The 25,862-nt window shown below is 63.8% G+C and carries 20 protein-coding genes; 5 read left to right on the forward strand and 15 right to left on the reverse strand.

Annotation, left to right across the window (positions count from 1 at the left end):
• Window positions 1-3: 3 nt before the first annotated feature.
• The 10 genes from BM269_RS19110 to BM269_RS19155 all read right to left on the reverse strand — a co-directional run bounded on the left by BM269_RS19110 (window position 4) and on the right by BM269_RS19155 (window position 12,200).
• Window positions 4-1,902: an IucA/IucC family protein gene (locus BM269_RS19110; protein WP_211482724.1), complete on the reverse strand. Its 1,899-nt coding sequence runs from the start codon at window positions 1,900-1,902 to the stop codon at window positions 4-6.
• 4 nt (window positions 1,903-1,906) lie between these two features.
• On the reverse strand, window positions 1,907-2,698 hold the full coding sequence (locus BM269_RS19115; RefSeq protein WP_090440475.1) for an HpcH/HpaI aldolase family protein: 792 nt from the start codon (window positions 2,696-2,698) through the stop codon (window positions 1,907-1,909).
• On the reverse strand, window positions 2,695-4,536 hold the full coding sequence (locus tag BM269_RS19120; protein ID WP_090440478.1) for an IucA/IucC family protein: 1,842 nt from the start codon (window positions 4,534-4,536) through the stop codon (window positions 2,695-2,697). Before BM269_RS19120 ends, BM269_RS19115 begins: the two co-directional genes overlap by 4 nt.
• A 28-nt stretch (window positions 4,537-4,564) precedes the next feature.
• A complete protein-coding gene (locus tag BM269_RS19125) occupies window positions 4,565-5,974 on the reverse strand; it encodes a DHA2 family efflux MFS transporter permease subunit (RefSeq protein WP_090440481.1) in 1,410 nt (469 codons plus the stop codon).
• A complete protein-coding gene (locus tag BM269_RS19130) occupies window positions 5,971-7,353 on the reverse strand; it encodes a diaminobutyrate--2-oxoglutarate transaminase (RefSeq protein ID WP_090440484.1) in 1,383 nt (460 codons plus the stop codon). Before BM269_RS19130 ends, BM269_RS19125 begins: the two co-directional genes overlap by 4 nt.
• Window positions 7,331-8,581 carry a type III PLP-dependent enzyme gene (locus BM269_RS19135; RefSeq protein ID WP_211482725.1) on the reverse strand — a complete coding sequence of 417 codons (1,251 nt, stop codon included), beginning with the start codon at window positions 8,579-8,581 and terminating at the stop codon, window positions 7,331-7,333. Before BM269_RS19135 ends, BM269_RS19130 begins: the two co-directional genes overlap by 23 nt.
• A complete protein-coding gene (locus BM269_RS19140) occupies window positions 8,578-10,347 on the reverse strand; it encodes an IucA/IucC family protein (RefSeq protein ID WP_090440490.1) in 1,770 nt (589 codons plus the stop codon). The genes BM269_RS19135 and BM269_RS19140 overlap by 4 nt, the downstream gene beginning before the upstream one ends.
• The gene (locus BM269_RS19145) at window positions 10,344-11,297 is read right to left on the reverse strand and encodes an ATP-grasp domain-containing protein (RefSeq protein WP_090440493.1); all 954 of its coding nucleotides are present in this window, start codon (window positions 11,295-11,297) and stop codon (window positions 10,344-10,346) included. Before BM269_RS19145 ends, BM269_RS19140 begins: the two co-directional genes overlap by 4 nt.
• A gap of 110 nt (window positions 11,298-11,407) precedes the next feature.
• On the reverse strand, window positions 11,408-11,617 hold the full coding sequence (locus BM269_RS19150) for a FecR/PupR family sigma factor regulator (RefSeq protein ID WP_090440496.1): 210 nt from the start codon (window positions 11,615-11,617) through the stop codon (window positions 11,408-11,410).
• Window positions 11,618-11,681: 64 nt separating this feature from the next.
• Window positions 11,682-12,200, reverse strand: a complete 519-nt coding sequence (locus BM269_RS19155; RefSeq protein ID WP_090440500.1) for an RNA polymerase factor sigma-70 — start codon at window positions 12,198-12,200, stop codon at window positions 11,682-11,684.
• A gap of 239 nt (window positions 12,201-12,439) precedes the next feature.
• Here BM269_RS19155 and BM269_RS19160 point away from each other — a divergent pair, with 239 nt between their 5' ends.
• Genes BM269_RS19160 through BM269_RS19175 form a run of 4 tightly spaced genes read left to right on the forward strand, consistent with a single transcriptional unit; the run spans window position 12,440 to window position 20,136 of the window.
• On the forward strand, window positions 12,440-14,107 hold the full coding sequence (locus tag BM269_RS19160) for a sodium:solute symporter family transporter (RefSeq protein WP_090440505.1): 1,668 nt from the start codon (window positions 12,440-12,442) through the stop codon (window positions 14,105-14,107).
• Between the two features lie 42 nt (window positions 14,108-14,149).
• On the forward strand, window positions 14,150-16,735 hold the full coding sequence (locus BM269_RS19165) for a TonB-dependent receptor (RefSeq protein WP_090440508.1): 2,586 nt from the start codon (window positions 14,150-14,152) through the stop codon (window positions 16,733-16,735).
• A 7-nt stretch (window positions 16,736-16,742) separates the two neighbouring features.
• A complete protein-coding gene (locus BM269_RS19170) occupies window positions 16,743-19,196 on the forward strand; it encodes a beta-galactosidase (RefSeq protein ID WP_229204704.1) in 2,454 nt (817 codons plus the stop codon).
• Between the two features lie 7 nt (window positions 19,197-19,203).
• A complete protein-coding gene (locus tag BM269_RS19175; RefSeq protein WP_211482726.1) occupies window positions 19,204-20,136 on the forward strand; it encodes a Gfo/Idh/MocA family protein in 933 nt (310 codons plus the stop codon).
• 223 nt (window positions 20,137-20,359) lie between these two features.
• Here BM269_RS19175 and BM269_RS19180 read toward each other — a convergent pair whose 3' ends face one another.
• Window positions 20,360-20,995: a cysteine hydrolase family protein gene (locus BM269_RS19180; protein ID WP_090440514.1), complete on the reverse strand. Its 636-nt coding sequence runs from the start codon at window positions 20,993-20,995 to the stop codon at window positions 20,360-20,362.
• A gap of 80 nt (window positions 20,996-21,075) precedes the next feature.
• Here BM269_RS19180 and BM269_RS19185 point away from each other — a divergent pair, with 80 nt between their 5' ends.
• Window positions 21,076-22,035, forward strand: a complete 960-nt coding sequence (locus BM269_RS19185; protein WP_229204705.1) for a GlxA family transcriptional regulator — start codon at window positions 21,076-21,078, stop codon at window positions 22,033-22,035.
• Here the strand turns inward: BM269_RS19185 and BM269_RS19190 are convergent.
• From BM269_RS19190 to BM269_RS19205, 4 genes are read right to left on the reverse strand one after another with little or no spacing between them, the layout of a single operon-like run.
• Window positions 22,021-22,602, reverse strand: coding sequence for a cytochrome c3 family protein (locus BM269_RS19190; protein ID WP_090440520.1), 582 nt, complete (start codon window positions 22,600-22,602; stop codon window positions 22,021-22,023). The two genes, BM269_RS19185 and BM269_RS19190, sit on opposite strands and share 15 nt — an antisense overlap.
• 9 nt (window positions 22,603-22,611) lie before the next feature.
• The gene (locus tag BM269_RS19195) at window positions 22,612-23,094 is read right to left on the reverse strand and encodes a nitrate reductase cytochrome c-type subunit (protein ID WP_090440522.1); all 483 of its coding nucleotides are present in this window, start codon (window positions 23,092-23,094) and stop codon (window positions 22,612-22,614) included.
• Window positions 23,095-23,099: 5 nt separating this feature from the next.
• Window positions 23,100-25,595: a periplasmic nitrate reductase subunit alpha gene (napA, locus tag BM269_RS19200; protein ID WP_090440525.1), complete on the reverse strand. Its 2,496-nt coding sequence runs from the start codon at window positions 25,593-25,595 to the stop codon at window positions 23,100-23,102.
• Window positions 25,592-25,861: a chaperone NapD gene (locus BM269_RS19205; protein ID WP_090440528.1), complete on the reverse strand. Its 270-nt coding sequence runs from the start codon at window positions 25,859-25,861 to the stop codon at window positions 25,592-25,594. Before BM269_RS19205 ends, napA begins: the two co-directional genes overlap by 4 nt.
• Between the last annotated feature and the right edge of the window lies 1 nt (window position 25,862).

A 25,862-nucleotide genomic window follows, 5' to 3' on the forward strand; every position in this document is an offset into this window, starting at 1 on the left:
CGCTCATGCCGCCTGCAAGGAGCGGAAAGGATTGCTGGTCATGCTTTTCCCGAACGGCATGCTGCCCGGGCCGGCCGCCCGCTCCATCATCGGCCGAATCAGCAGCTTCAGGGGCCAGGCCGGCGCTTCGAACAGGCGCTGGCGCAGCATGGCGCGCGCTTCCACCGGGAAGTCGATGCGCTCAATGGCCTGCTGCAGCGATTCGCCCAGGACGGACCAGAGCTGCGCGGGCGGCGCCTTGTAGCGATGCGCGGCCACTTCGATGATGGCGCGCAGGTTGACCTGGATTGCCAGCGTCTGCAGGTAGAACAGCAGGTCTTCCGGCGTGTCGTGGTACAGGGTATTGGCGTGGCCGGGCTTGAGGCTGTAGACCGGATCGGCCAGGCCCTGGCGTTCCAGCCATGGCACGTGGATGCGCAGCGAGTCATGGTCGCGCAGCAGCAACCCTTCCATGCGGCCGCAACGCCATACCAGCACCGCGTTCTGCCCATGGACTTCGGCCAGCAGGCCGAGGCGGAACATGCGCAGGTTGATGTCGAAGAAGCTGTCGCACAGCTCGCGGAACAGCGTCAGCACAGGACCGGCTTCCGCCGCCAGGCCGCGGTAGCGCAGCCATTCATCGAAGAAGTGCGTGGCCTCGGGCGGCAGCGTCACGCCGAGGGCGGCCATCGGCACCAGGCGGCACTCGGGGTCGTCCAACAAGGCCGGCGGATAGCTGCGCACCATGGCCGACAGGTGGCGCGGGCCTTCGTCGAACAGGGTGGCGTGCTGCGGCAGGTAAGACCACCACTTGGTTTCGTCGCAGATGAAGACACGCTGCGCCAGTTCGCTATCCAGGGACATGGCCTGGCGCAGCAGGCTTTCGCTGCGCTGGCCGTTGATCATCTTGATGGCCGGCAGGTAGCGCGAAGCGCCAAGGGAGTAGATCCCGAGTGGCAGCTTCAGGTAATGGTGGCTTTCCGACACCGGGGCCATTGAGCGCACCGATGAAGTGGGCAGGAAGCCGCCGTTCGAAAAATCGAGCGGGACGCAGACGCCGTCGCGCAGTTCCGGCCCCAGCATCTGCGGCAGCATATGGCGCAACTGCCAGGGATGGACCGGCAGCGCCACATGGCTGTCGGCGATGCCGCGCCGGCGCAGTTCTTCCTGCAACAGCGCTTGCTGGCCTTCGTCCAGCAGGAACTGCTCCGGCCTGGTGGCGAAAGGGTCTTCAATGCCGTTGCCGGAGGCGATGGCGCCGCGCTCGATCGCAACCCAGTTCAGCGGCACTTCCTTGCCGAATTCCGCCATATAGGTGTGATAATCCTCTTTCGTGAAGCCCTTTTTCGGCTTCGCCACCGGATGGAAGGGACGGTCGCGCAGGGACGCGCATTGCTCCAGCACCTGGAAGGCTGCCGCGGGGCTGCGTTCCAGCAGCCTGGAGGTGTCGACCTTGTGCGCCAGCGACCATGCTGTCTGCTGCACCGATTCGCGTACCCATTCCAGAAACAGGGCGGCGCCCTCGGCATTCTGTGGGATGAAGTCGTCCGGTGCGTGGGCCAGCAGCAGCTCCATGAAGCGGATCGGGCCCAGGCGGGTGGCCTGGAAGCCTTGGCCGCCGGCGTCCGGGCTCAGTTCCTGCGCTTGTGCGCCGGGCAGGCATTGCAAGGGCTGGACGATGCCGCGCTGCACCGGCACCAGCACGCTATGCAGCGGCTGTTCGGTAATGATCCACTGCCAGACCAGGCTGCCGGGCGGCATGTCCGGCAATGGCAAATGTTGGCCGTAGCGCGCGCGCGCCTGCCCGGGCGACAGCAGGGCAGGCCCGCTCATATCGAAAAATTGTTCCGCCAGCAGGCAGTCGACCAGGTCTTGCAGCACAATCTGCGCCGCCTGTGCCTGGAAAAGGTCTTCGTTCTTCACTTGTTCATCCTTCTCTTTGGGTTTCGTTTTGAGTCATTGAATTGAGTTTCGCCTGCAGCGCGCGGAATGCGATGCCGCGCTCGTCGCCCAGCACGAACGCCGTCACGCCGCGCTTGCGCCAGGCGGCATGATCGCCATCGGTGCGCGGAATGGCGCAATAGGGAATTCCGGCCCGGGCGCAGGCATGCTGCACCTGCCGCAGCGCTTCCTGTACCGGCGGCGCCGAAATCTGCCACGGCAGGCCACAGGACTGCGACAGGTCGGCCGCGCCTTCCAGCACCAAGTCGACGCCGGGAACGTCGAGGATGGCTTCAATATTCCCCACGCCGGCCAGGCTTTCGATCATCGGCACCACCATGACTTCCTCGTTGGCGCGCACCACGTACTCGGCCAGGCTGTGCTTGCCGAACGCGCCTGGACGGCCGCCGTTCAGGCTGCGCATGCCTTGCGGGTGGTACTTGCAGGCGGCGACGATGCGGCGCATCGCCTGTGCGCTTTCCACGCAGGGTGCGACGATGCCCTGGGCGCCGCCGTCCAGCGCACGCAGGATTTCCTTGCCATCGCTGCCGTCGCCGCGGGCGATGCGCACCAGCGGCGTAATGCCGACGGCTTCCGCGGTGCGCAGCATGTGTTCCAGCGTCTCCGGGTTGACCAGCACATGTTCGGTGTCGATGATCACGAAGTCGAAGCCGGCCGCAGCGGCCAGCTCCACCGATGCGGGTGCCGGAATGGAGCAGAACAGGCCGAACACTTGTGCGCCGGCCCGCAGCTTGCGTTTGAGCTGGTTCGGCTTCACGCGGCGTTCCGGAACTGGTGCAGCGGGTTCGGCACCTGGCGGAAGCGCGGCTCGCTGTCGCCGAGCAGGCGGCGCTTGGTCAGTTCTTCCACCTGGAAGGAGGGCGCGAAGACGTCGAATGCCTTGAAGCGTTGCGCATGCTGCGGGTGGCGCCGCTGGTAGTCGTGCACCAGGCGCGCGGTCATGCTCCAGAACTCCTGCTCCGGCAATGCGTAATGCCGTGCCAGGAAGATCGCCGTTTCGGCCATGCAGATGAAGAAGAAGGCGTCGCAGGTGAAGTCGCGCACCGCGTCCAGGTCGTCGGTTAGGATGAAGGAGTTGCGATTGATGCGCGCATGGCTGGCCGGCACTGGCACCAATTCAGGCGCCAGTTCCAGTCGGGCCAGGTGCTGCGGCGAATAGCGCACGCCGTCGTGGAAGTCCTTCAGTGCAATGCGCGCCGGCATTCCGTCGCGGTGGATCAGCATGATGTTCTGGGCGTGCGATTCCATGCCGATGCCGTGCGCGAACAGCATGTGGATGACGGGCGTGACCGAGGCTTGCAGCAGTTGCCCGGTCCATTCGCGCACACCGTGGCGCTCGATCCACGGATCGATCAGCGGGCGGCCGCTTTCGTCCACGTGGCACAAGCCGTTGAAAGGCACCGCGGCCTCGCCCTCGCGCAGATAGCCGTGCAGGCTCTCGCGCCAGATGGCGCCCATGGTGCCGTAGGCCTTGCCCTTGCGGTGTTCCGGCAGTTGGTCGTAGTTGAAGCTGACGCCCAGCACTTCACCGAGGATGACGAAGTCCAGCTCCCTGGCATAGGCGTCGGCTGCGATCAGGCCGTGCAGCCAATCGGCGATAATCGGGCCGTTCATCAGCGTGTGCGCGGCCAGGATGCGGCTGGTCGACGTGTTGGTGATGCTGAGCGAAAGTTTGACGTAAGCCTTGTGCGGGGCACTGTAGTTGGCCAGGGTGCGGATCGACTGCTGCGCGCGGTAGCTGTCCTGGCCCTGGCCCAGCGCCACGACGTCGCCGCTTGCCAGCTCGGGGTGGAACAGCATGGCGACACGCTGCTGCCACTGCCATGGATGGACCGGCACCAGCAGGTAGTCGTCGATGGCCTTGCCCTGTTGCGCCAGCATGCCGGCAAAGCGCTCGTAGTCGCCGGCACCGAGTTCCTGCTTGAGCAGCGTCTCGTACCCTGTGTGCGCCGAGTGGTTGACGCGGCCCAGGCGGCGGTGCACGGCCAGCCACTGCAACTGGATCAGTTGCTTGAACTCCGGACCGTAGCGGCGGTTCTCGTCCAGCGAGAAGCCGATGCGCGACTTGTAGCTGGGGTGGTAGAGGTGGGCGTCCATGATGTCGCCTTCCAGCTCGTCGTAATCGCGCCGGGCTGAAGGCGGGCGGGCGGGATGCGCCTGGTCCTGCGCCTGCAGGTCTTTCAGCAGGGTTTGCTCGAGTTCGTCCATGAAGGCGGTCATGCGCTCCGATGGCGGCAACTGCCCAAGGATTTCGGCGCAAACGTCGGCCAGGGTGGCCGGGCGCTCTTCCTCGTTGCGTGCGGCGCGGATGACCGGGCCGCCATCCAGCTTGACCAGGCCGAAGCTGGTTTTCATCTCACCTGGGCAGCGGTATTGCACGGCCTTGCCGTCTGCGCTGCGGCCTTCCAACAGGAATTGGGCCCGTGCATAGGCGCATTCCAGCACGCCTTCGTAGATCAGGGCTTGCAGCAGTTGGCGCACCACGCGCTGTTCGACTTGGCGATAGCGCGGCGATTGCAGGGCGGCGATCCATTCGGGACCGATGCCGTTGGCATCCGCCAACCCGCCGAGTTGCTTCGCTTCCAGAATATTCATAGTGTTCCTTGTTCGGTTGTTCGATTGATTAAAGAGAGCCTGCGGCCGCCGTCGCAGGACGCGCCGCGTTGCCGGGCTTCGGGAATAGCAGGGCGACCGGTACGGTTGCCAGCAGCAGCAGGCCGATTGCGATAAAGATTTCCTTGAGTGCGGTGCCGTCACCCAACTGGGCGCGCCGCAGTTCGAAGTAGAGCGACACCGCCACCACGGCCAGCGAGGCGATGATGCGCCGCAGGATGTTGTTCATGGCCGCGCCTTCGGTGACCAGGTGCTCCGGGATTGCATTCAGGCCGGCGGTGGTGACGGGCATATAGGACAGTCCCAGCCCGACGCCACGCGCCGCCATCAGGGCCACGACCAGCCAGAGCGATGCCTGTGCTCCAGCCAGCCCAAGCCCCATGGTTGCCAACGCGCTGCACACCAGGCCTGCCGCCACGCCGGCGCGCGGACCATGCTTGTCCAGAAGACGTCCTCCCAGCGTGGAGCACAGGCCAGCCGTCACAGCGGTGGCAAACAGGGCAAGGCCGCTCCAGCCGGCACCGTGGCCCAGCACCGTCTGTACCAGCAGCGGCAGCAGTACTACGCTGCCGAACATGCCCACCGACTGGACCGCTACCACCACCACGCTCAAGCTGTAGCTTGGCTCGGCAAAGATGCGCAGGTTGAGCAGCGGGGCCGGCTGGCGCAGTTCCACCCGCACGAAGCACGCCAAGCAAAGCAGGGCTGCCACGACCAGGGCAATGTTGAAGGGATCGCTGATGCCTGCGACGCCTTTCACGCGGCTCAAGGCTGCCAGCAGGATGCCCACGCCCAGCGTCGCCAGCAGGAAGCCCTGCCAGTCGAATTTCAGCGGCGTGCGCGCCGCCGGCGAGGGCAGCCAATGCCAGCCGATGATCCAGCCGGCCAGGCCCACCGGGATGTTGAAGGCAAACAGCACGTGCCAGCTGCTGAATTGCACCAGCAGGCCGCCGACCAGCGGGCCCACGGCCGGAGCCAGCATCACGGCCATGCCCCACCACCCGCTGATACGGCCGCGTTCCTCCTTCGGATAGACCTCGAATACGAGCGCCAGCGACAGGGGGATCATCAGGCCGCCGGCCACGCCCTGGATGCAGCGTGCCGCAATCACCCACGCCATCGATGGCGCCAGGGTGCCGATGCAGGAGCCGGCCAGGAACAGCGCCAGGCCGGTCAGGTAGACACGCTTCTTGCCGAAGCGGTTGCCCAGCCAGGCTGTCGCCGGCATGGTCATGCCCATGCAGATCATGAACGCCGTGATGACCCAGCTTGCCGCCACGGCGTCGATGCCGAACACCGTGATGAACTGCGGGATGGCCGGGTTCAGCGCGGTGTTGTTCAGGCTGACCGTCACCGTGCCGAGGAGCGCGGTAGCGGCGACCAGCCAGCGCGCGGCAGCTTCGGACGACCAGATGCTCATGCGGCGGCGCTGACCGATTCCGGTGCGCAGGCGGCCTCGCGTACCGCTTCGGCGAAGATGCCGGCGACGATGTCGACCTGCGCCTCGGTGATGATCAGCGGCGGCAGGAAGCGCACCACGGCGCCGTGGCGGCCGCCTAGTTCCAGGATCAGTCCCTTCTGGAAGCACTTGCGCTGGATGGCGCTGGCCAGCGCCGGGTCGGCCAGCGGCAGCCCGAGCGCATCGGTCTTGCCCTGGCCGTCGACGATCTCGACGCCGATCATCAGGCCGCGCCCTCGCACGTCGCCGATCTGCGGCACTTCGGCCTGCAGCGCCTGCAGCAGCGCCGTCAGCTGGCTACCGCGCTTGGCTGCTTGTTCGACCAATTGTTCGCGGCGGATGTATTGCAGGCTGGCCAGGCCGGCGGCCATGGCGAGCTGGTTGCCGCGGAAGGTGCCGATGTGGGCTCCTGGCTTCCAGCAGTCGAACTGCTTGCGGTAGACCAGTACCGACAAGGGCAGGCTGCCGCCAATGGCCTTGGACAGCACCAGGATGTCCGGCACGATGCCGGCATGTTCGAAGGCGAACAGCTTGCCGGTGCGGCCGAAGCCGGTCTGCACCTCGTCGATGATCAGCAGGATGCCGTGCTCCTCGGTGATGCGGCGCATCTCGCGCAGCCATTCAAGCGGCGCGGGAATGGCGCCGCCTTCTCCCTGCACCACTTCCAGGATCATCGCCGCAGGCGGGCGCACGCCGCTTTCCGGATCGCCCAGCAGGTTGCGGATGTAGCGCGCGCTGAGCTGGTGTCCCTGCTCGCCGCCGACGCCGAAGGGGCAGCGGTAGGAATAGGGGTAAGGCAGGAACTGCACTTCGGGCATCAAGCCCGGAATGTCGCCTTTCTGGTGCAGGGTGCCGCTGAGGCTCATGGTGGCATGGGTGGAGCCGTGGTAGCCGCCGTGGAAGGACAGCACGCCGCTGCGGCCGGTGGCGATCTTGGCCAGCTTGACCGCGGCCTCGATGGCGTCGGCGCCGGTCGGAGCGCAGAAGTGCACGCGCGCATCCTGCGCGAACTCCTGCGGCAGGCTGGCGAACAATTCGTCGACGAAGGCTTCCTTCAGCGGCGTGGTGATGTCCAGCGTATGCAGCGGCAGCTTCCGGTCCAGGGTTGCCTTGATGGCGTCCACCACAACCGGATGGTTATGGCCGAGGGCCAGCGTGCCGGCACCAGCCAGGCAGTCGTAATAGGACTTGCCATCCATGTCGGTCACATGGATGCCTTCCGCGCGCTGGATGGCAAGCGGCAGGCGGCGCGGATAGGAGCGGGCGTTGGATTCGCGAGCGGCCTGGCTATCGAGCAAAGACCGGTTTCCCGCGCGTTCAGGAACAAGCGTGTGCAGCATGAGTTTCACTCCATTGTAGAGTTGTTTCGGATTCGGCCTGGTCCAGGAAAACCTGGTCCGGGCGCGGATGACAGAGAAAATCGGCGTGCGAAATATTGAAGCCGTAGGCGCCTGCCAGAGGCAGCAACAGCAGGTCGCCGATGGCCAGCCCGGGCAGGGCGGCGTCGCGCGCCAGCACGTCTTTTGGCGTGCAAAGCTGGCCGACCACGGTCCATTCGGTCTCGCCTGCAGCCGCAGCGGCGGATGTTGCGGCAGGCAGGTGCAGTACCGGATGGTCGTGAGCCTGTGCTGCCGGCAGCCGGAACTGGTGGGTGCCGCCGCGGCAGACGGCGAAGCCTTTGCCGTGGCTATGCTTCAGGTCCAGCACCTGCATCAGGTAGTAGCCGCAGAAGGCGCTGACAAAGCGGCCTGGTTCGAAACGCAGGCGCGGCGCGTGCGTATCCGCCGCCAGGCGCTGTGCCAAGTGGCGGCACAGTTGCGGCCAGTCGAACTGCGCTGGCTGCAGGTAATTCACGCCCATGCCGCCGCCCGCATTCAGGCAGCGCACCCGTTCGCCGTTGCGGGCCAGTGCCTTCCATTGCGGCCATTTGTCGAGGTACCAGTCCAGTAGCTGGATATGGCGCGCCACGTCGAGCTGGTGCGACATGGCGTGCACGTGGAAGCCATGCAGTTCCAGGTGCACGCATTGCTCCACCAGCGCAACGGCTGCCGGCAGCTCGCTTTCATCGATGCCGAACGGCGTCGGCGCACCGGCCATGGACAGCTTGGTGGCCAGTTGCGGCGGCAGCGATGGGTTGATGCGCACCAGGACCGGCTGGCGGCGGCCCATGCGCGCGGCAATCTTGTCGAGGCGGCGGATTTCATCCAGGCTCTCGACATGGATCATTTCCACGCCGTTCAGCATCGCTTGCTCGAGGTCCGAATTCAGCTTGCCGGGCCCGGAGAAGACGAAGTTATGCGTGCCGCTGCATTGCCGCACGCGTGCGATCTCGCCGCCGGAGGAAATCTCGAAACCGTCCACAAACGGCTCCAGGGCTTGCAGGATCGGCGCCTCGCTGTTGGCCTTGATGGCGTAATACAGCTCGACGCCGGACGGCAGGCAGGACTTCATCCACTGCACATGGCGGCGCAAGGCCGGCAGGTCGTAAATGAAGGCGCTGACGGGATCGCCCGCCGCGGCAGCCAGGGTGCGTGCCTTCGCCGCGACAGCTTGCGGCAAGTTCGTCATTGCGGTACCTCCCATGGCGCCTGCAGTTGCACATAGCCGGCGAACTTGTCGGCGGCTGCGGCAAGCCTGATTCGGAAATTCGTCTTGCACGGGATGGCGGCACCGGCCAGCAGGTCATCGAGCTCCGGCGCCGGCGCTTGCAACGTGGCGCGAATGCTTTCCAGTTCCTCCCGCACCAGTTGCCACATCGCAGGCGCCAGGGCGGGCTGCGCGTGGCTCAGTGCCAGGATGGCTTCCGACAGGTTGTTGACGAACAGGCAGTAGGTGATGCGCTTCCAGCCCTGTGCGCGCGGATACTCCAGCGACTGGCGCACGCGAGGGTGCATCTCGCCAGGAACCGCCTGCATGCCGTGTTCCGCCGTCAACTTGACGCCCTCGTAGTCGCGCAGCAGTACCTTCGCCGGATGGCCGTCGCGGTGCACCAGCACCGTGTTCTGCAGATGCGGCTCGAAGATCACCCCGTGGTGGAAGAACATGTTCATCACTGGCCGCAGCAGCAACGCCGCATAGCTTGCGAACCAGCGCAACAGCTGCTCGTCGCCTGGAGAGTGGCCCAGTTGCTGTTCCAGGAAGGCGAGCACGTTCGATTGCAGCCTGAGGTCGCGGCCGAACATGGTCCCGGCCATCAGGCAATTCCGTTCGCCTTCTTCCAGGCAGAAGTTCCGGCGCAGGATGGCACCGGTCTGTTCGCGGAACCAGATGCTGTCTTCCGCCGGCAGGCCGGGCGGGGACCAGCTCATTGCAGCCGGTTCCGGCACCGTATCGAGGCCGCCGGTGGTGGCAGCATTTTCGGTGGCCAGGCGTTGCAGGTGGCGGTCGATCAGCAGGGCGCTTTCCAGTTCATACCAGGCGTTCTTGCGCACGCAGTTGGTGATGCGGACGTTCAGCGAACCCTTGATGAAGTAACCGTGATCGCGCACATACATGGTGCGCACCGATGCCGTTGGGTGGGACAGGAAGCCGCTGCGCCCCAGGTCGCGGATGCACTGCATCGCCAGCAGGCGCTGCACGCGCGGGTCGGCGCGGAACAGCTCCGCCTGGATCGGATGCATGCTGATGATGGCGCGCCCCGGACGGGCGGCGTCCTGGTCGGCAAAGGCCGCCAGCGCCTGTTGTTGCGACATGCCGTTGGCCGCGATCCACAGCCCGTCCAGCGGCACTTCAAACAGGTGGAGGCGCACCTCGGCCCTGAATTCCGGCGACACTTCTTCCTGGCGCAGCGATGCGGGCCATAGCCTGGCTTTCGGGGCGACCTGCGCGGGATGGCCGTACCACAGGCATTGTTCGCTGGCGATATAGTCCGACAGCGGCGCGATCTCCCGGCCCGCGAAGTGCGCGGTCACGGCGCGTTTCAGGTCGCGGCTGGCGATAATCTGCGTCATCAATTCCGGGTTGGCCTGTTGCGTGATCGCGCTGCAGCTTTCCAGCATGGATTCAGCCATCAGCGCAGGCGACAGGACTTGCCAACGCATGCCGGGGCGCTTGCCGAATACGCTCGACAGGCAAACCTGGCTGCCCAGCGTATCCTTGCGGTCGGCCAGCACGATGAACTGCACGCCATCCGGCATGCGGATCATCAACGGCACCACCTGCGGTGATTGCAGGCGGCGATAGAGCTGGAACGGCAGGCCGAGCGGCTGCTCGCGCCAGTCATCGGCCAGCAGCGACATCGGCAGTGCGAACTCCTTGAGCAGGCAGTTCAGCAGGGCATGCATGGCCGCCTGGTCGGCGATCACGCGCGAAGCGGACAGGGTTGGTACGTTCATGCCGCCGCTTCCATTGCCGGCGCCTGTCGCGCGTCGATATGCAGCAGGTGCAAGGGCTTGACCGGCGTGCCGATGCTGGCCTTCACCACCTCGACGAACAGCTTGCCGTCAAGCTGGTCGTCCAGCGCGAGTTCGGATTCGTCGTCGTGCAGGCCGTTGTGGATTTCACGGATGCGCACGCCGGCGCCCGACACGCCATATTCGATGTGATGGCGGCCGTTGCCCAGCTCATGGGCCAGCAACTGCAGCAGCAGCTCGTCGCAACGGGGAGGGCGCTGCATGAAGGACTGCACGCGCTTGGTACGCACGTTGTCGCGGTCGAATTCAATGCGGCTGCCGCCCAGGATGGTGAAACCATCGGGCGTCGCCAGCGCATCCAGCGCGTACACTTCTTCGTCTTCGCGGTATTTTTCAACCAGTGCGTAGCCATGGCGCAGCTGCTCCAATAGCCGCTGCAGTTCGGCGGCATTGCGCACCAGCGCACCGCCCGTCCCGGCACCGCCTTCCAGCGCCTGCACCGTGGCGGGGAACCAGTCGGCGCCAAGCGCGCCGGCCGGCTCGGTGCAATCGATGATGCGGCGCTGGTGACGCGGTGAACGCACTGCATCCAGGCGCTGGTCGTGCCGCAGGGCGCTACGCCAGGCCGGGCCCGGCAGCCCGAAGTAGGCCGCGCAGATCGCCGCCGAAGCATGCAGCGCGGCGTCGGCCGCCACGACGCCGGAGAAGCGCTTGCCATGAACGGATACAAAGCGCGCCACGGCCAGCGGATTGAAAACGTCGCACTCGGCCAGGTCGGCTTCGCCGTACAGCGGCGAGTCCTTGGCGCGAACGATATGCTCCCTGACGCAGTCGGTCAGGATGGTTGCCTTCAGCTGAAGTTCAGCTACGGCAGCCAGGAATCCCTGCTCCAGAACGCGGTTCGGGGCATGGGCGAGTATCAGTAGTTCCATCAAGCTGCTTCCTCTCGTCGGTAGAAATGGCACCATTCAGCTTTACTGAATGATTCTCATTTACGATGACGAAGCAGGCTTGGGAATGTTTAAGAGAATGTCAGGTTTTTTTATTCGCCCGGCTGTTCAGCCGGCGGCACGAGCCCGGTCAGCAGCCAGACACGCGACGCTTCTTCATATGCCTTGCGGTGGGCAGGATCCCGCTCCAGCCAGGCAGTCAGGTCCGACGCGGTGCTTGCGTCAATTGGCTGCGCATGTGCACGGAGCACCCAGTCCAGCGCAGCCTGCCAGACCGGATTGTTTTCGCGAGGATTTGTCATGGAAACAAACAATGCCGATGAGTACAAGCTGGCATTGTATATGACAGGAAAGTGACGCCGGACTTTATCGCCCTGCTTGATACAAGGCGTTGGCGCAGGCGGTCATCGCATCGCGGATCATGAAGTTGACCAGGGTGACCGAAACGCCAAACTGTTCGGCAATCTCGCGCTGGGTGTGGCCGCCAAGCCGGTGCAGTTCGAACGCCTGGCGCGTGCGATCGGGAAGGGCGGCAAGGGCAGCGGCCACGATGCGCAAATCCTGCCGGCTGACCGTCAGCGACTCGGGGGTGCCGGCGCCAGCCGGGACTTGCAAGCCGTCTTCTTCATCGACGAATACCCTGGCTTCAAGCGCCGCGCGCCGCTGCGCGTCGATGGCCAGGTTGCGCACCACCTGGAACAGGTAGGCCAGCGGCTGGCGGGCGTCGAAAGCATGGCCGGCTTCGGACAGCTTCAGGTAAGTGTCCTGCACCACGTCCTGGGCGCGTTCGACATTGCCAAGCACCTTGAAGGCGGCGCGTTGCAGCGCCGGGCGGTGCGCCGCGAACATCGCGCTCCAATCAACAGGTCCCTCGAAAGACTCCATAACCCCTCAACTTGTCGAATAAACACCGGAGAGGCGAATTTTATGGAGTTTGACTACCAAAATCAACAAGAATGATTCTCATTCTCATTCGTGCGGGGCATTCAATTGGCTGAGCTATTCCATAAAATCATAGCTTAATGGTTATTCCTCATATCTACGGAATAGCCGATTCGTTAATCTACACATATTAATGATAAGCAAATGTTTCCCCATACTTTTGCAAACAGAGACGCATCCCCATGAAAATCACTTCGCTCGACTCCGTAGTCTTCCTCATCTATTTTGCCGTGGTCGCGGCTTACGGCATCTGGGTCTACCGCCGTAAGAACAGCAGCTCCGGCTCGGCCTCGCGCGACTACTTCCTGGCCGAAGGCTCGCTGACCTGGTGGGCTATCGGCGCTTCGCTGATCGCTTCGAATATCTCCGCCGAGCAGTTCATCGGCATGAGCGGTTCCGGCTTCAAGATCGGCATGGCCATCGCAGTGTATGAGCTGATGGCGGCGGCCACGCTGGTGATCGTGGCCGTGTTCTTCATGCCGGTCTACCTGAAGAATCACATCTACACCATGCCGCAGTTCCTCGAGCAGCGCTATGGCAAGGGCGTGGCGATGACCATGGCGCTGTTCTGGCTTGGCTTGTACATCGTGGTCAACCTGACTTCCATCCTCTACCTCGGCGCCATCGCGATCAGCAGTATTTCCGGCTTGAGCGTGGGTGCCTGCATGCTGTTCCTGGCGGTGTTCGCGACAGTCATTACCCTGGGCGGCATGAAGGTGATCGGCTACACCGACGTGATCCAGGTGGTGTGCCTGGTGATCGGCGGCCTGGTGACCACCTGGATCGCACTCGACCTGGTGGCAAGCCTGGGCGGTGGCAAAGGTGCGCTGCATGGAACGACCGAACTGTTCGCCCGTGCCCGCGGCCACTTCGACATGGTGCTGACGCGCGATCACCCGAGCTATATGGATTTGCCGGGACTGAGCATCCTGTTGGGCGGCATCTGGATCGCCAACCTGAATTACTGGGGCTGCAACCAGTACATCACGCAGCGCGCGCTGGGCGCCGACCTGCCGACCGCGCGCAAAGGCCTGTTGTTTGCCGCCTTCCTGAAATTGCTGATGCCCGTGATCGTGGTGCTGCCCGGTATCGCGGCCTTCGCCCTGGACCAGGCGGGCGCTTTGGGCGGTGCCTTGCGCGAGGGTGGCGAACTGAATCCTGACCGCGCCTATCCAACCCTGCTGGCATTGCTGCCGGACGGCTTGCGCGGCGTGGCGTTTGCGGCCCTGACCGCAGCGGTGGTGGCCTCGCTGGCCGGCAAGGCAAACAGCATCGCCACCATTTTCACTTTGGATATCTATCGTAAGAAATTTGCACCCGCAGCGAGCGAAGAACGCATGGTGTGGGTCGGCCGCCTTACCGTGGTGGCGTCGATGGCAATTGCGGTGCTGATCGCACCGATGCTGGGCATCGACAAGAAGGGCGGGTTCCAGTACATCCAGGAATACACCGGCTTTGTCTCGCCGGGCATCCTGGCCATGTTCCTGCTTGGTTTCTTCTGGAAGAAGGCGACCAATGCGGCCGCCATGTTTGCAACGGTGGGTGGACTGGTGTTCTCCATCATCCTCAAATTCCTGCCAACGATGATGGACTTGCACTTCCTGGCGCCGATCGGCTTCGCTGCCGACAACGGCAGCGGTATCTACGAGATCCCCTTCATCGACCGCATGTTCCTGGTGTTCTGGGCCGTCGTGGCCGGCATGGTGCTGATCAGCCTGATGGGAAGGCGTGATGGCGAGGCAAAGGCCATGGTGGTCGACCGCCAACTGTTCCGGGTGGATCGCGGCTTTGCCATCGGATCGGCCGTGGTGTGCGTGCTGCTGGCCGTTATCTATGGGGCACTCTGGTAACACAAAAAATCACATAAGAACTACGGAGAAGATAAAAGAATCATGAAGCAGAAGAAAATCAGTTTGCTGGTGAAGTCGTTGTTCCTGCTCCCTGCAATTCCCGCTGCCTTTGCGCAGCAGGCCGAGGAACCATCGGTCCAGAAAGTCACTGTCTCCGGCATTCGCGCGTCGGTGCGCAGCGCGCTGAGCGTCAAGGAAAACTCGAACAGCATGGTGGAAGTCGTCGCTTCCGAAGACATCGGCAAGCTGCCCGATACCACCATTGCCGAATCGCTGGCCCGCCTGCCTGGCCTGGCTGCCGGCCTGGATCGCGGCAATGCCAGCCAGATCGTGGCGCGCGGCATGGGCGAGCGCTTCATCGGGGCGACCCTGAATGGCCGCGAGCTGGCATCGTCCGAGCCGAATCGGGCAGTGCGTTTCGAGCAGTTTCCATCCGAGTCGCTGTCCGGTGCCATCGTCTACAAGACCCAGAATGCCGACCTGGTCGAAGGCGGCGTCGCCTCCAGCATCGACCTGCAGACCGTTTCGCCGCTCAAGTACAACGGCCGCCGGGCTTCGTTGAAGGCCGACGCGCTGTACTACGAGGAAGCGCGCGACCTCGATGCGAAGTCGGTCCGTCCGCGCCTGGGCGGCATCTACATCGACCAGTTCGCCGACAGGAACGTTGGCGTGGCGCTGGCATTCAGCTACCAGAAGCAGCCTTCGGTGGAGAAGCGCAAGAACCATTGGGGCTTCAACCAAGACCACTCGGCCGACATCGATGGTGACGGCAAGGTGGACAAGACGCCATGGGGCTTTGAGACTGAACTGAAGCGCGGCACCAATGAGCGTGGCAGCGTGCTGGGCAAGGTGGAATGGAAGGCCAGCCCGGATGCGATGATTACCGCCGACGTGTACTACGCCAAGAACAGGATCCGCGAACCTGCCATGTCGCATTGGACCGGCGACCTGGGGAACTGGGATGGCTGGCAAAGCGCCAACTATTCGAACCTCGATATCCGCAACGGCTATGTGGTCGGTGCCACTGTGAACAACGTCGGCCTGACCACCAACAGCACGCTGTGGACGCAGGACATGGACAACCTGGCTGCGGGCCTGAACGGCAAATTCAACGTCGGCGAGTGGAAGGTGGATGCCGACGTTGCCACTTCCTCGGCCGGCCGTGACAGCGCCTGGCGCGACGTGCGCCAGTCCGCCCTGAACAATGGCACCATCAAATGGGCTTTCACCGGCGACGAAACCCAGGACTTCAGCTTCAGCCATGATTCCGGCAATCCGGCAGCCTTCGGCAACCCGACCCTGTACGTCGATACCGACGGCCACGTCGACGACCGCCTGAGTTCCGCGCAATTGAGCGCTTGGCGCCCGCTCGATGCCGGCGTCGTGAACCGCATCAAGTTCGGCGCGCGCTTCGCCGACCGCGAGAAGAAATACCACCAGGCCACCTGGAACCTGGCTTCCGCTACGGCCATCCCGGTTTCGGCTTACGACACGGTGAGCGTGTCCGGCTTCGCGCCGTTCATCGTACTGAAAGATTTTACTGGCACCGCCACCCGCCTGTGGGGCGCCGACGCGTTCAGCCGGGATGGCCGCACACCGAGCGCGAACGACTTGCTGGCCGGTTGGAAGGTCAAGGAAAAGAACAGCAGCGTCTACGCCCAGGCAGACCTGGAAGGCGAGTTGTTCGGCAAGACCTTCCGCGGCAATGCCGGCGTGCGCGTGGTGCACACCAGCCAGACCGGCAGCGGCATGGAGTCGATCAACGGCGCCGCGCCAACCGCGGCGGAGGGCGGCGCATCATACACCCGCGTGCTGCCCAGCGTTAACCTGATCTTCAACCTGGACCAGTCGCAAAAGCAGCAGATGCGTTTCAGCGTTGCGCGCGCCATGTCGCGTGCGCCGATGGATGAGATGCGCGCCTCGCGCCAACTGGCGATCGACACCAATCCCGGTTCGCAGCAGCCGGTCACCGGCAGCGCCGGTAACCCGGGCTTGCTGCCGATGATGTCGAACCAGGTCGACTTGTCGTGGCAGTACTACTTCGACAAGGGATCGCTGCTGTCGGCTGGCGTGTTCTACAAAAGGGTGTCCGACTATATCGGCATCACCACCGACAACACCACCGTCAACGGCCGCGCAGCAACCCTGACCCGCTCAGTGAACGGCAAGGGTGGCAATGTGCGGGGCCTGGAGCTGGTGGCCCAGCATGCCTTCACCAACCTGCCGGCGCCGTTCGACGGACTGGGCGTGGCCGCGAACTTCTCGTACAACGACAGCGACATCCAGGAGTACACCAACGACTACCCGATGGTGGGCCTGATGAAGCGTAACGGCGGCCTGACCCTGTGGTACGAAAAGGCAGGCTACGAAGCGCGCCTGTCCGCCAACTACCATAGCGCCTTCGTGCGCATGCCGCGCTGGACTGCCGGCTATATGATCGAGAATCCAGCCGAGACCTACGTCTCCGCCAACTTCTCGAAATGGCTGACGCCTCAGTTGCAGTTGCGCCTGGGCCTGGACAACATCACCAACCAGAAAGTGGTGGAAACCCAGTCCAACAATTCGTACATGCAGAACGTGATGGAATATGGCCGCCGCTACAACCTGGGCCTGAGCTACAAGTTTTGATTGAGGCATGCAGATGATCCGTAACACACTTTGCCTGGCCGCGATGGCGTTCGTGCACGCGGCCCAGGCCGGGCAGGTGCTGGCAGTCGATGCCAGCGCCCCCGCGCCGGCGCCTTTGTCCGGCCATATCAAGATGGGCACGGCTGTCGCACCAGGCGGCCATGCCCTTGGCATCAACAACCAGTACCTGACGCGCGACGGCCAGCCCTGGTTGCCGGTCATGGGTGAATTCCATTACTCGCGCAGCCCGGTGGAAAGCTGGGAGTCCGAACTGGCCAAGATGAAATCGGCCGGCATCGATGTGGTGGCCAGCTACATCATCTGGAACCACCACGAGGAGAAAGAAGGAAAGTTCAACTGGAGCGGCAACCGCGACCTGCGGCGCTTCATCCAGTTGGCGAACAAGGCCGGGCTGGAGGTGTGGATTCGCGTCGGCCCGTGGTCGCATGCTGAAGTGCGCTACGGCGGCATTCCCGACTGGGTGGTCGACGCCATGCCGACGCGTCAGGACGATCCGCAGTACCTGAAGTACGTGGACCGCTTCTACCGCGAGATCGCTCGGCAGGTCGACGGGCTGTTGTGGAAGCAGGGCGGCCCGGTGATCGGCGCGCAGATCGAAAACGAATACAACCTGGCCGGCCCCAACCGCGGCGCCCAGCACATTGCCACGCTGAAGGGCATGGCGGTAAAGGCCGGCATCGATGTGCCATTCTACACCGTGACCGGCTGGGACCAGACGCTGTATCCGTCCGGCGAAGTGGTGCCGGTGTTCGGCGGCTACCAGGACGAACCCTGGGCCACCAGCACCACCGAACTGCCACCGAAGGAAACCTATGCCTTCCGCTTCGACACGCGCGTCAGCGGCGACCTGGGTGCGCAGACACGCGCCACGCAGCAAGGCACGGCGGAAACCGATATGGAGCGCACGCCCTTCCTCGGGGCGGAATACGGTGCCGGCCTGCCGGCCATGTACCGCCGCCGCACGCTGGTGTCGCCGGATGATATCGCGTCGACCCTGCCGGTGCAGATGGGTTCAGGCGTCAACCTGATGGGCTACTACATGTTCCATGGCGGCCGCAATCCGGTCGGCATGACGACCATGGAAGAGAGCACGCGCACTGGCGGCTATAACGATACGCCGGCGATCAACTATGATTTCAACGCGCCGCTGGGACCCGACGGGCAGCAGCGCGAAGTGCTGGCTTACCTGCGGCCCTTCCATTACTTCATGAACGATTTCGGCGCCCGGCTGGCGCCGATGACGGTGCGCAGGCCGGTCAATGTGCCGGCTGATCCGGCTGACCTGTCGGCGCCGCGCTGGTCGGTGCGCAGCAAGGGCGACCAGGCCTTCCTGTTCTACAACAGCCACGTCCGCCAATATGCTTTGCCGCTGCAGAAGCAGGTGCAGTTCTCGATCCGGCTGGCCGGGCAAACCGTCACGCTGCCGCGCCGGCCGCTCGATATCGCGACCGGCAGCTACTTCTTCTGGCCGATCAATTTCGACCTGGATGGCTACCGCCTGCAATACGCCACCGTCCAGCCGATTGCGCGGCTGGAGCGTGGCCAGGAAGGCAGTGTGTACGTCTTCGCGGCGCAGGATGGCATCGCGCCCGAGTTCGTGCTGGACGGTGTGTCGCGCAGCTGTGTCAAGGCGCCGCGCGGGCGGCTGGCCGATGCGGAGGCGGGCGTGCTGGTGGATGGCATCCAGCCTGGCCTGCATGCCGCGCTCAGGCTGGACTGTGCCGGCAAGCGTCCGGTGACGGTGCTGGTCCTGTCGCAACAGCAGGCACGCCAAATGGCGATTGGTCAATTGCAGGGCGCGCGCCGCCTGGTTATCAGCGATAGCCAGGCCCACTTCGCCAATGGACGACTGGTGTTGCGCGCGGCGGGCAAGCCAGCCTTCCGCGCTGCAGTGTTCCCGGCGTTGCCTTTGCCGCTCAAGGGCAGTACGGCGCTCAAGGACGGCGGCAAGGATGGCCTGTTCCAGATTGTCGAGGCAACGCTGCCGGAACAGAGCCTGTCGGTGTCCTCCCGCGAGCTGCGCGCCGCACAGCCGGTCCCGCCGATTAAAATTGGCGGCAACGCCAGGGCGGCGATCCAGCCGGACGCTGAAGTCTTCGGCAACTCCGCCGCATGGCAGCTGTCGCTCGGCCCGACCCGTCCGAAAGGTGTCGACGCGGCGCTGCTGGAGATTGACTTCACCGGCGATGTGGCACGCCTGTTCGACGGCACGCGCATGGTGGACGATTGGTATTACAACGGCCAGCGCTGGCAGTTTGGCTTGCACAACCTGCCTGCAAGCGAGCATGCAGCACTGACGCTGACCGTGCTGCCGCTGCGGGCTGACGCGCCGATCTACCTGCCGAAGGAACACCGGCCGGCCTTCAACGGCCGGGCGCAGTTGGCGGAACTGCGCGGCGTGAAGCTGACACCGGTGTATCGTGTCGATATTGGCCGCTAAACGGAGTTTGGATATGGCATTGAAAATCGGATTGGTCGGCTTGGGTAAGATCGCAGTCGACCAGCATCTCCCTGCGATTCGCGGCAATCAGGGGCTGGAGCTGGTGGCCGGCTGCTCCCCGGCCAGCGCGCCGGAAGGCGTGTTGCGTTACCCGGATATGGGCAGCATGTTGGCAGCCCATCCGGAAATCGAGGCGGTGGCGATCTGCACGCCGCCGCAGGTACGCCACCAGCTGGCATGCGAGGCGATTGCGGCTGGCAAGCATGTGTTCCTCGAGAAGCCTCCGGCTGCAACGCTCGGGGATGCCGCGTCTATTGCTGCGATGGCTGCACAACACGGTGTGACGGCGCTGGCAGGCTGGCATTCGCGCTTCGCACCCGCGGTGGAAAGTGCGCGCAACTGGATGCTGGAGCGGCCCATCAAATCGGTCCGGATCCGCTGGAAGGAAAACGTGCGGCAATGGCATCCAGGCCAGAAATGGATCTTCGAGGCTGGCGGCATGGGCGTGTTCGACCCGGGCATCAACGCCTTGTCGATCCTGACGCACCTGCTGGGCGGCTGTGCGCTGGTGCGCAAGGCGGCCTTGCACGTGCCATCGAATTGCAGCGCGCCGATCCAGGCTGAGTTGGAGATGGTGAGTGAACGGGGCATCCCGATCGATGCGGAGTTCGATTTCCTGCAGACGGGCCAGCAAACCTGGAGCATCTTCGTCGATTCGGTCGCAGGCGACACCATGGCTCTTCACCTGGGCGGCCGCATCATGGAAGTGAATGGCAAGGTAGTGCTGGACGAACCGGAGCGCGAATACCCGTCGATGTACGAGCATTTCCGGCGCCTCGTCGCCAATCGCCGTTCGGACCTCGACTTCACGCCGCTGCAGGCGGTGGCTGACGCTTTCCTGGTAGGTAAGCTCTCAAGCGCTGAGCCGTATATCGAGTAGTCGCATGACGTCAGAACATGCCGAAGATCCTGCCGGAGAGTCCCAGGATCATTGAAGTGTTGATTAGTGTCAGTGTCGGTATGCCGCCGCAGGTCGGCAAAGCCCTTGTTGCGCTTGCCCCGCGCCGATAGCGAGGGCGCGGGCGCGGGCAGCGTGCACCATGTGCCCATGATACGTTCGAAGGATAGAACGATGGGCACAGGCAGGCTGGACAACGGATGCGTCAGACCGGCGCAGCGCGGCCAGAACGCTCACGGGCGCGCGAGTTGGACAAGTAGATATTGTCCTTGGCCAGCGCGCGCCTGGCGCTGACGGCGTCGGCCCATTCGCGCGTGGTCGTCACGGCCGCGAAGTTGGAATGGAACACGACGCTGAAGATGCGGTGGATCTCTTCCGCCGTCGCGCTACCGGCTGCGTTCTCATAGGGCAGCGAGCCGGTGGCGTCGGACAGGTACTCCACCGCCAGCCCCATATGCGCCGCCTCGATGATGGTCGAGGCGTTGCAGTTGTGCGTCATGTAGCCGGCAATCGTCAGCGTGTCGATCTCATTGTCAGCCAGCCATTGCGCCAGGACTGTACCGGCGAAGCTGCTGGCCAGCTTCTTGTTGATGACAAGGTCGGCGCCCAGTGCCGCGATTTCCGGATGCAGCTGCCAGCCGTCGGATCCCACCGCAAAAATCGGCGCGCCGGCAGGCACGTCGTGCTGCACCACCACCACCGGCACGCCGCTTTCGCGCGCCACCTTCATGGCCTGGACAATATTGGGCAGCGATTGCTGTACCGGTGGGTATTCGATCGGCATCTTGCCGGTGAAGTATTCGTTTTGAACGTCGATCACGATCAGGGCGCGGCGTGGCATGGTGTTTCCTCCATTTGGGTTGTTGATGGAAGAGATTCTGGGCCCAGGGACAAATTTGCAAAAGTGGCCCGGGAGACAATATGCGATATAATCGGGCCATGCGTAAAAAAGTGGCCATTATCGCTTTCGACGGCATTACGCCGTTCCACCTGTCCGTGCCTTGCCTGGTTTTCGGCGGGCCGCACGCCGAGCATTTGTACGACGTGACGGTGTGCGCAGCCGAGAAGGGCCCGATGCGCACGACCGCCGGATTCGACATCGCAAACACCAGGAGCCTGCGTGCCCTGGACGGGGCGGACATCGTGATCATGCCGACCTGGCATGACGACTGCCGTCCTTCGCCGCCGGCATTGCTGCAGGCGCTACGGCGTGCCCACGCGCGGGGTTCGACCATTGTCGGCTTGTGCCTGGGCGCCTTCCCAGTGGCCGAAGCAGGCCTGCTTGACGGCCGGACCGTCACCACGCACTGGGCGTTTGCCGGCCGGTTGGCGGAGCGCTGCCCGCAAGTGAAGGTCGATGAGGAAGTCTTGTATGTGGACGAGGGGGATGTGCTGACGTCGGCCGGTGCCGCTGCGAGCCTGGATTGCTCGCTCTACCTGCTGCGCAAGCTGCAGGGCGCGGACTACGCGAACATGGTGGCGCGCCGCTTGTTGGTGGCGCCACATCGCGAGGGCGGGCAGGCCCAGTTCATCGATCGCCCGCTCCCGGTGACTGCCAGCGATAGCCGCCTGGCGCAAGTGCTGGAATGGGTGCAGCATCGCCTCGCGGAAGAGCATAGCCTGGATGCACTGGCGGAACGCGCCGCCATGAGCCGCCGCAATTTCACCCGCCACTTCCGCCAGGCCACCGGCACCTCGTTCAAGCAATGGTTGCTGAACCAGCGCCTGGCGCATGCCCAACGCATGCTCGAGACCAGCGATGCTTCCATCGAAGCCGTGGCGCAGGCGGCCGGCTTTGGCAGCGCGCTGTCGTTAAGGCTGCACTTCCGCGCCGCCTTCCAGAGCTCGCCTTCTGCCTACCGCAAGCTATTTGACGCCTGACATGTCCGGCAGGGTGTGCGCGATGCCCTTGTGGCAGTCGATGCAGGTCTTTTCGCCGCTGGCCAGCTGGGTCGAATGGGCATCCACCGCGCGTTTGCTCTGGCGGGTGAAGTCCATCGAATCGAACTGGTGGCAATTGCGGCATTCGAGCGAGTTGTTGGCCTTCATGCGCCGCCACTCATTGCCGGCAAGCTGGAGCCGGTGCGCCTCGAACTTCTCGCGGGTGTCGATGGTGCCGAACACCTTGCCCCATACTTCCTTGGAGGCCTGCATCTTGCGGGCGATCTTGCTGGTCCACTCATGCGGAACGTGGCAATCGGAGCACTTGGCGCGCACGCCGGTGCGGTTGGAGAAGTGGATGGTGCGCTGCAGCTCCGGATAGACGTTGTCTCGCATCTCATGGCAACCGGTACAGAACTTCTCGGTATTGGTGGCTTCCATGGCGGTGTTGAAACCGCCCCAGAACACCACGCCGGCAACGAAGGATCCGATCACCAGGAAGCCCAGGCTAAGGTGCAAGCTGGGGCGGCGCAGGACGTTCCAGTAATTTCTGATCAACCTGAACATGGCGCCTCCTTATTTGTGCTTGGCCGGCGCGCCTGGCGCGCTTGGATTCAGCATGGTGTCCACGTCCTTGAACTGGTTGGGCACCAGCGGTTCGAGATTCGCCTGCGGCACGTGGCATTGCAGGCAGAAGTAGCGTCGTGGCGACAGTTCGGCGAGGAAGTTGCCGTCACGGTTCTGGAAATGCGTCACGCTGATCATCGGCGCCTGGCTTTCCTGGGTGCGGGTACGGGCGTGGCACATCATGCAACGGTTCGCGCTCTTGTCGGTCTGGTAGCCCTCGATCTTGTGCGGGATCACCGGCGGCTGCATGGAGTAGTTACGTACGCGGCGGATGTCGCTGTTGTCCGGATTGACCATCGGCGCCGGCTTGGTGGTCTCCGCCAGAGGCGTCGGCCCGCGCATATTATCGAGCGCACGCGGCGCCGGTACCTGGGCCAGCAGCGACAGCGGCAGAAGGAGAGCGAGAAGGAATGCAAATTTTTTCATGGCCATGGCTCCTAGACCTTGCGGATGCTGACTGCACACTTCTTGTAGTCAGTCTGCAGTGAGATTGGGCAGGTAGCGTCCAGCGTCACCTTGTTAACCAGCTGGCTGGCGTCGAAGAAGGGGATGAACACCAGTCCGCGCGGCGGCCGGTTGCGGCCGCGAGTTTCGACGCGCGTCTGTATCATGCCGCGCCGCGACTTGACCTCGATCAGGTCACCGCGCCGGGCGCCAAGTGCCTTGGCGTCTTCAGGGTGCATGAAGCAGACTGCATTCGGTACTGCGCGGTACAGCTCCGGCACACGGCGCGTCATGGTGCCGGTGTGCCAGTGCTCCAGCATGCGGCCGGTGGATAACCAGAACGGGTATTCCTTATCCGGCGATTCGGCGGGCTTCTCGTAAGGCAGCGCGAATATCACCGCCTTGCCGTCCGGGTGGCCATAGAAGCGCACATCTTCGCCCTTCCTGACGTAGGGGTCGAGCCCTTCGCGATAGCGCCAGCGGGTCTCCTTGCCGTCGACCACCGGCCAACGCAGTCCGCGCGCCTGGTGGTAGGAGTCGAACGGTGCCAGGTCGTGGCCATGCCCGCGGCCAAAGCTAGCGTATTCCTCGAACAGGCCCTTCTGCGGATAGAAGCCGAAGGCCTTGGCTTCATCGTTCTGGTAGCCGGCCTCGATCTGAGAAACTGGGAACTTGTCGACCTGGCCGTTGCGGTACAGGACATCGAACAACGTCTTGCCTTTGTAGGCGGGCATGGCGGCCAACAGTGGCGCCGGCCACACTTCTTCCATCTTGAAGCGCTTCGAGAATTCCATGAGCTGCCACAGGTCGGAGCGTGCATCGCCCGGTGCGCTCACCAACTGGTGCCAGAATTGGGTGCGGCGTTCCGCGTTACCGTAAGCGCCTTCCTTTTCCACCCACATGGCGGTTGGCAGGATCACGTCGGCCGCGGTGGTGCTGGCGGTCGGGTAGGGGTCGGAGACCACGACAAACGTGTCCGGATTGCGCCAGCCGGGCAAGATCTCGCCCATCACGTTCGGTCCTGCCTGCATATTGTTGTTGCACATGACCCAATAGGCATTCAGCTTGCCGTCCTTGAGCATGCGGCTTTGCAGCACCGCATGGAAGCCTGGCTTGTCGGGGATGGTCCCGGGCGGCAGCTTCCAGATCTTTTCGGCGATCTCGCGGTGCTTGGGATTCGTGACCAGCATATCGGCCGGCAAGCGATGCGAGAAGGTGCCGACTTCGCGTGCGGTACCGCAGGCGGAAGGCTGGCCGGTCAGCGAGAACGGGCTGTTGCCTGGCGAGGAGATCTTGCCTGTCAGCAGATGGATGTTGTACAGCAGGTTGCTGCACCAGGTGCCCCGCGTATGCTGGTTGAAGCCCATGGTGAAGAACGAGGTCACTTTGGTTTTCGGATCGGCATACAGTTCGGCCAGCCGTTCCAGGCGGTCGCGCGAAACGCCGCTCAGTTTCGAGACGGATTCGACATCATAGGCGCTGACGAACTTCGCGAATTCTTCGAACGTGCTTGGCTTGCCGCCGCCGACGTCGCCGGCATTGGCGGCGGCCTTTTGCAGCGGATGATCCGGGCGCAGGCCGTAGCCTATGTCTTTGTTGCCCATCACGAAGCGGGTGTGCTTGTTGACGAAGTCCTTGTGCACGCGGTTGTTCTTGATGATGTAATTGGCAATGTAGTTCAGGATTGCCAGGTCGGTCTGCGGCGTGAAGACAATCGGCTGGTCGGCCAACTCGAAGCTGCGGTGCTCGTAGGTCGACAGCACGGCCACTTTTACGTGCGGGTTGGACAGGCGGCGGTCAGTAATGCGGGTCCACAGGATCGGGTGCATCTCGGCCATATTGGAGCCCCACAGCACGAAGGCATCGGCCACTTCGATGTCGTCGTAGCAGCCCATCGGTTCGTCCATGCCGAATGTTCGCATGAAGCCCGCCACGGCGGACGCCATGCAGTGGCGCGCGTTCGGGTCGAGGTTATTGGTGCGAAAGCCGGCCTTCATCAGCTTGGAGGCGGCATAGCCTTCCCAGATCGTCCATTGGCCGGAACCGAACATGCCGACAGCAGTCGGGCCCTTCTCGTTCAGCACCTTCTTGAACTGCTTCGCCATTTCGTCGAAAGCGGCATTCCACGACACCGGCTGGAATTCGCCGTCTTTCGCGTATTTCCCGTTCTTCATGCGCATCAGGGGCTGGGTCAGGCGGTCGGCTCCGTACATAATCTTCGACAGGAAGTAGCCCTTGACGCAGTTGACGCCGCGATTGACTTCGGCGTTGATGTCGCCATGCGTCGCGACCACGCGCCCATCCTTGACGCCGACGTTGACTCCGCAGCCCACGCCGCAGAAGCGGCAGGGCGCCTTGCTCCATTTGAGCTGGGTCTTGGCTGCATCGGTGACGACATTGGAGGCGGCGGCCGGTAGCTGGATGCCGGCGGTGGCGGCTGCCGTCATCGCGGCAGTCTGTGTGATGAAATCACGGCGAGTTTGTTTCATTGTATTTCCTCGTCCATTGAGTTGGCCGGTTCGGCATGCTGGTAAACCAGGGCGACATTGAGGACGCCGGGCAGGGCCCGGATGGCGTCCATCGCGTCGAGTGTGCGGGGCGCGCTTTCCGCTTCGACGGTGACGATCAGTCGACCGTCCGCTTCAGCGGCGTGCACGATGCAGCGGGGCAGGATGGCAAGCTGGCCGCGCACCTCCGCAACTTGTGCGGGAGTGACGTGGACGATGATGCCGGCGATGTGGATTTCTGTAGCCATG

It is taken from the genome of Duganella sp. CF458, from assembly GCF_900113115.1.
Taxonomy (GTDB): Bacteria; Pseudomonadota; Gammaproteobacteria; order Burkholderiales; family Burkholderiaceae_D; genus Rugamonas.